Below are 6,050 nucleotides of genomic sequence, written 5' to 3' on the forward strand. Positions count from 1 at the left end.
AATGGCTTCCTTATTGTTGTTGGGCAAACTCAGCTAATAACGGCCAACGTTTAATAGCCGCCGCCAACTGTTCACGCTGGGAAATATCGGTGTAATCTATTTCAGGCAAAGAAAAAGCCTGCGTGAGTGCCAAAAAATCGTTCTGGAATGTGTAACCCAGACTTGAGTCGACTGGGGTTGCGGGTTCGTTATTTTGCATTCTTTTTTCATCCCTTTGAGTAAAATCATAAGATTCAGATGCAGCGAGGCGTCCTGCCCATTAAATTTCATTTACATGCTAAATCTGATGTTCTTTAATTTCAATGTTAGGTTTATTTCTACGCTTTCGCTAGTAAACTGAGAGACATAGAAATTCGACGAAAAGAGGGACACCGTGGACTCCATATTTTCTATTGGCATCCAGTCATTATGGGACGAATTGCGCCACATGCCAGTCGGAGGAGTCTGGTGGGTTAATACGGATCGTAATGAAGATGCCATCAGTCTGGTAAACCAGACGATAGCGGCGCAGGGGAAGGATTCCCGCGTGGCCGTCATTACGATGGGCGAAGAGCCGAAGTCAATCATCAGGCTCGACAGTGACCGTGGGCCCCAGACAGTACGATTATTTTCCATGCCTGCGGAGGCTGACAGTCTATACTTTTTACCCCGCGATATTCAGTGTTCTATTGTTCCTGAGCACTATTTACTGATTCTAAAATGCTCTAATGATGGCCTGCAAAATATACCGTCTGAAAAGCTGCTGAAATGGCTGGGAAGAATCAACAGATGGGCAAAAAATCAAAATTGCACCTTATTGGTTGTTAACCCAGGCAGTAATAATGACAAGCTTTTTTCACTTTTAATGAGTGAATACCGTTCTCTCTATGGCCTGGCCAGTATTCGGGTCCAGACCGACAGCCATCTTTACGACGTGGCTTTCTGGTGCAATGAAAAAGGGGTAAGCTCCCGACAACAACTTACCCTCAAACATGTCGGGGATGAGTGGCATCTTGCTCAACAAGAAGAAACAGTAGTTCAGCCACGCAGTGATGAAAAACGCGTTCTGAGCCATATTGCGGTACTGGAAGGTGCGCCTGCACTGTCTGAGCACTGGTCACTGTTCGATACCAATGAAGCCTTATTTGATGAGGCGCGCACCACGCAGGCGGCGACTATTATCTTCTCGTTGATCCAGAATAACCAAATCGAAACGCTGGCAAGGCACATTCACACATTACGTCGCCAGCGCGGCAGCGCGTTAAAAATTGTGGTGCGTGAAAATAATACCAGCCTGCGCGCCACCGATGAGCGCTTATTACTGGGCTGCGGCGCGAATATGGTCATTCCGTGGAATGCTCCCCTGTCGCGCTGTCTGACGCTGATCGAAAGCATCCAGGGCCAGCAGTTTAATCGACATGTTCCGGAAGATATCAGCACCCTGCTTTCAATGACGCAGCCGATGAAACTGCGCGGCTACCAGAAATGGGACACCTTCTGCGATGCGGTGGGCAACATGATGAGCAATACGCTGTTACCGGCAGACGGAAAAGGGGTGATGGTTGCCCTGCGCCCCGTGCCGGGTATTCGCGTTGAGCAGGCGCTCACTCTGTGCCGCCCTAACCGTATCGGGGACATCATGACCATTGGCGATAACCGCCTGGTGCTGTTCCTCTCCTTCTGCCGGGTGAACGATCTGGATACTGCGCTTAACCATATCTTCCCGCTTCCTACCGCGGATATCTTCTCGAACCGTATGGTCTGGTTTGAAGATAACCTGATCGCGGCTGAGCTTGTCCAGATGCGTGCCCTGCCACCTGAAAAGTGGGCCAAACCGTTGCCTGTCACAAGCGGCGCCAAACCGGTTCTGAACGCGAAACATGACGGGCATGTCTGGCGACGGGTACCCGAGCCGCTACGCTTACTGGATGAGAACAAGGAGAGCGCGCCATTATGAATATCAGCGATATCATCCAACTGGTTGTTCTGTGCGCGCTGATTTTTTTGCCGCTTGGCTACTATGCACGCCATTCCCTGCGCCGTATTCGCGATACGATCAGATTACTGTTCGTCAAACCTCGCTATATTAAACCCGCCGGAACACTGACTCGCGCTCCGAACGTCAAGGCAAACCGAAAACATGACTAATTCTACCTATACCTCTTCGGCGCCCTCGCCACTCTGGCAATACTGGCGCGGCCTGTCCGGCTGGAATTTCTACTTTCTGGTGAAGTTTGGTCTGCTGTGGGCAGGCTATCTTAATTTCCACCCTCTGCTTAACCTGGTGTTTATGGCATTCCTGCTGATGCCAATCCCGAACCTCAGGCTGCACCGTATACGTCACTGGGTCGCTATCCCCATCGGTTTCGCCCTGTTCTGGCATGATACCTGGCTGCCCGGCCCTGAAAGCATCATGAGCCAGGGCTCCCAGGTCGCAGGTTTCAGTGCGGACTATATGCTCGATCTGGTTGAGCGCTTTATTAACTGGCAGATGATTGGCGCGGTATTTGTCCTGCTGGTCGCCTGGCTGTTCCTGTCTCAGTGGATCCGGGTGACGGTGTTTGTCGTCGCGATTATGATCTGGCTTAACGTCCTGACGCTGACGGGCCCGAGCTTCTCGCTGTGGCCAGCCGGTCAGCCGACGACAACCGTGACCACCACGGGCGGTTCCGCCGCCGCGACCGTTGCGACAGCAGGGGATACGCCTGTGGTTGGGGATATTCCTGCGCAGACTGCACCGCCGACATCCACTAACCTGAACGCGTGGCTCTCCAGTTTTTACGCTGCGGAAGATAAGCGTCAGACGAAATTCCCGGACGCGCTGCCTGCCGATGCTCAGCCGTTTGAGCTGCTGGTCATTAACATCTGTTCTCTGTCCTGGGCTGACGTTGACGCGGCTGGTTTGATGTCGCACCCACTGTGGTCGCATTTCGATATTCAGTTTAAGGACTTCAACTCGGCCACGTCGTACAGCGGCCCGGCGGCTATCCGCCTGCTGCGCGCCAGCTGCGGACAGCCTTCGCATAAGAACCTCTACCAGCCGGCAGCTAACCAGTGTTATCTGTTTGATAACCTCGCAAAACTGGGCTTTACCCAGCACCTGATGATGGGCCATAACGGTCAGTTCGGTAACTTCCTGAAAGAAGTGCGTGAACAGGGTGGCATGCAGGCCCCGCTGATGGACCAGAAAGGGCTGCCGGTAACGTTGCTGGGCTTTGATGGCTCGCCGGTGTATGACGATACCGCCGTGCTTCAGCGCTGGTTAGATACCGTCGGCAAAGAGGAAGGGACACGTAGTGCGACGTTCTATAACACGCTGCCGCTGCACGACGGGAACCATTATCCCGGCGTGAGTAAAACGGCCGATTATAAGGCCCGTGCTCAGAAGTTCTTTGACGAGCTGAACGCGTTCTTCAACGAGCTGGAAAAATCAGGTCGCAAAGTGATGGTGGTGGTGGTACCAGAACACGGAGGGGCGCTGAAAGGCGACAGGATGCAGGTGTCTGGTCTGCGCGATATCCCAAGCCCGTCCATCACTAACGTTCCGGCCGGGATTAAGTTCTTTGGCATGAAGGCGCCGCATCAGGGAGCGCCCATTGAAATCACCCAGCCAAGCAGCTACCTGGCTATCTCGGAACTGGTTGCTCGCGCTGTAGACGGTAAGCTGTTTGTGGAAGATAGCGCGAATTGGGATCAACTCACCAGCGGGCTGCCGCAGACGGCGGAGGTATCGGAAAACGCCAATGCGGTGGTGATCCAGTATCAGAATAAGCCTTATGTCCGACTGAATGCCGGGGATTGGGTGCCGTATCCGCAGTGATGACCTGCTACACCCTCTCCCCTGTGGGGAGAGGGTTACTCCGCACTTCGTAACGAAATTTCACCGCCCACCCAGGGCTTAATCACGCCATCCTGTTCAAGAAGCAACGCGCCCTGCGCGTCAATGCCGCGTGATGTGCCGTAAATTTCTTTATCTCCAATCAGCAGCTTCACCGGTCGGTTAATAAAGTTATCCAGCTTTTCCCAGCGGGACAGGAATGGCGCTAACCCCTCTTGTTCAAAGAGCGTCAGCGAACTACGCAACTCATTGATCATGCGGACGGCAAGCGTATTGCGATCGATGGTGATCCCCGCTTCCTGCAAGTTGGTCCAGGCCTGGTTCACGACATCGTTCTGCACGTTTCGCATCACCATGTTCAGTCCCGCCCCAATGACGATCTGTGCGGCATCGCCTGTTTTTCCCGTCAGTTCAACCAGGATCCCCGCCAGCTTTCGATCGTTGAGATACAGATCGTTGGGCCATTTTACCCGCACCTGATCGGCACCCAGATCGTGCAGCACCTCTGCCATCACAATGCCGATCACCAGGCTCAGCCCGATGGCCGCAGCTGGCCCCTGTTCAAGCCGCCAATACATGGAAAGGTAGAGGTTGGCGCCAAATGGTGAGAACCACTTACGCCCCCGGCGGCCACGTCCTGCCTGTTGGTACTCGGCAACGCAGGCATCACCGGATTTCAGCTCGCTCAGGCGATCCAGCAGATACTGGTTCGTCGAATCAATGACCGGCAATACCGCGACGTTACCGTGCCCAATCTGGCTGCGGATGACCTCTTCATTCAGTAACTGGATCGGTTCCGGCAGGCTGTAGCCTTTTCCCGGCACCGTAAACACATCCACGCCCCAGTCGCGGAGCGTTTGAATATGCTTATTGATCGCAGCACGGCTCATGCCCAGCTGTTCGCCCAGCTGCTCGCCAGAATGAAACTCGCCATCGGCAAGGATACCGATGAGAGTTAACGGAATAGTATTGTCCTTCACGCAATGGTCTCCACGGCATTCACTTCGCCCGTTCGGCCAATAAAGCGAACTTCAGGCTCCAGCCAGACGTCGAATTTTTCGCCCACGCGCTGGCGCACATGATGCGCCAGGTTGACGACATCTTCACTTGTCGCGTTGGACTGGTTGATCAGTACCAGCGCCTGCTGACGATGAACAGCAGCGCCACCAAGAGTCGTACCTTTTAATTCACACTGATCGATAAGCCAGCCTGCGGCCAGCTTCACGCTACCATCCGCCTGAGGATAATGCGGGGCCGTTGGCCAGCCGGCGAGAAACGCTTTTGCATTTTCGCTGCTGATCACCGGGTTTTTGAAGAAACTACCCGCATTTCCGTTTACTTTCGGGTCCGGGAGCTTGGTCATTCGCATGTGGCAAACGGAATCAAATACCTCACGCGGTGTGACGGTAGCCGGGTCGAGACGGGTCAGATCGCCGTAAGTCAGAGCGGGTTTCCAGGCTTTCGCCAGGCGCAGGCCAACGGCCACAATGACGAAACGATCCTGATAGTCGTGCTTGAAAATGCTGTCGCGATAGCCAAAGCGGCACTGCTCTGCGGTCAGGCGCTTCGCCGTTCCGGTCGCGAGTTCGATACAGTCGACATATTCGCAGACGTGTTTCAGTTCGATGCCGTAGGCACCGATGTTTTGAATAGGAGATGATCCTGCACAGCCCGGGATCAGAGCCAGGTTTTCCAGCCCTGGCATCCCTTTTTCGAGGGTATATTGCACCAGATGGTGCCAGTTCTCGCCAGCACCCACGTGTAAATGCCAGCTGTCAGCGCTCTCTTTACGCTCAATCCCCATGATGCGATTGACGATTACCGTCCCCGCAAAATCATCGAGAAACAGGACATTACTTCCTTCGCCCAGAATAAGTACGGGTTCACCGTTTTCTGTTGCGTTTTGCCATGCATTCAGCAACTGCTGAGCACTGTCGGCACGTACAATTTGATTAGCATTCCGTTGAATACCAAAGGTATTCCAGGGCTTAAGGGAGTGATTCATAGACGCTATCCTGATGCAAAAACCGGGATAGTTTACCGTATATATGGGGGGATAGGTGATTTGTTTATGGAAAGGAAGCAGGTGCACAAACGCAAAAAGGCCATCCTTGCGGATGGCCTCTTCACTTGTTTGATGCCTGGCAGTTCCCTACTCTCACATGGGGAGACCCCACACTACCATCGGCGCTACGGCGTTTCACTTCTGAGTTCGGCATGGGGTCAGGTGGGA

The 6,050-nt window shown here is 53.7% G+C and carries 6 protein-coding genes and 1 rRNA gene; 3 read left to right on the forward strand and 4 right to left on the reverse strand.

The window, feature by feature from the left end:
* Nucleotides 1–10 precede the first annotated feature (10 nt).
* Nucleotides 11–199, reverse strand: a complete 189-nt coding sequence (bcsR, locus tag ACOTX5_RS21180) for a cellulose biosynthesis protein BcsR (RefSeq protein WP_003861175.1) — start codon at nucleotides 197–199, stop codon at nucleotides 11–13.
* Between the two features lie 174 nt (nucleotides 200–373).
* Here bcsR and bcsE point away from each other — a divergent pair, with 174 nt between their 5' ends.
* Genes bcsE through bcsG form a run of 3 tightly spaced genes read left to right on the forward strand, consistent with a single transcriptional unit; the run spans nucleotide 374 to nucleotide 3,799 of the window.
* Entirely contained in the window at nucleotides 374–1,936 is a 1,563-nt protein-coding gene (bcsE, locus tag ACOTX5_RS21185; RefSeq protein ID WP_017384192.1) for a cellulose biosynthesis c-di-GMP-binding protein BcsE, read from the forward strand.
* Nucleotides 1,933–2,127, forward strand: a complete 195-nt coding sequence (bcsF, locus tag ACOTX5_RS21190; protein ID WP_017384193.1) for a cellulose biosynthesis protein BcsF — start codon at nucleotides 1,933–1,935, stop codon at nucleotides 2,125–2,127. The genes bcsE and bcsF overlap by 4 nt, the downstream gene beginning before the upstream one ends.
* Complete coding sequence (bcsG, locus tag ACOTX5_RS21195) at nucleotides 2,120–3,799, forward strand: cellulose biosynthesis protein BcsG (protein ID WP_017384194.1); 1,680 nt, start codon at nucleotides 2,120–2,122, stop codon at nucleotides 3,797–3,799. Before bcsF ends, bcsG begins: the two co-directional genes overlap by 8 nt.
* 35 nt (nucleotides 3,800–3,834) lie before the next feature.
* Here the strand turns inward: bcsG and birA are convergent, their stop codons facing one another.
* From birA to rrf, 3 genes are all read right to left on the reverse strand, one after another.
* Entirely contained in the window at nucleotides 3,835–4,797 is a 963-nt protein-coding gene (gene birA, locus ACOTX5_RS21200) for a bifunctional biotin--[acetyl-CoA-carboxylase] ligase/biotin operon repressor BirA (protein WP_017384195.1), read from the reverse strand.
* Nucleotides 4,794–5,822, reverse strand: coding sequence for a UDP-N-acetylmuramate dehydrogenase (gene murB, locus ACOTX5_RS21205; protein WP_017384196.1), 1,029 nt, complete (start codon nucleotides 5,820–5,822; stop codon nucleotides 4,794–4,796). Before murB ends, birA begins: the two co-directional genes overlap by 4 nt.
* A 134-nt stretch (nucleotides 5,823–5,956) precedes the next feature.
* Nucleotides 5,957–6,050: ribosomal RNA gene (rrf, locus tag ACOTX5_RS21210) — 5S ribosomal RNA — on the reverse strand; the annotation flags it as partial.

The sequence above is a fragment of the Enterobacter cloacae complex sp. IR5441 genome, from assembly GCF_049238215.1.
In the GTDB taxonomy this organism is placed as follows: Bacteria; Pseudomonadota; Gammaproteobacteria; order Enterobacterales; family Enterobacteriaceae; genus Enterobacter; species Enterobacter hormaechei_C.

What these genes read in the sequence shown, in the direction of transcription:
- bcsG (WP_017384194.1), top strand. Translation starts at nt 2,120, where the DNA reads ATGACTAATTCTACCTATACCTCTTCGGCGCCCTCGCCACTCTGGCAA.
- bcsF (WP_017384193.1), top strand. Translation starts at nt 1,933, where the DNA reads ATGAATATCAGCGATATCATCCAACTGGTTGTTCTGTGCGCGCTGATT.
- murB (WP_017384196.1), bottom strand. Translation starts at nt 5,822, where the DNA reads ATGAATCACTCCCTTAAGCCCTGGAATACCTTTGGTATTCAACGGAAT.
- bcsR (WP_003861175.1), bottom strand. Translation starts at nt 199, where the DNA reads ATGCAAAATAACGAACCCGCAACCCCAGTCGACTCAAGTCTGGGTTAC.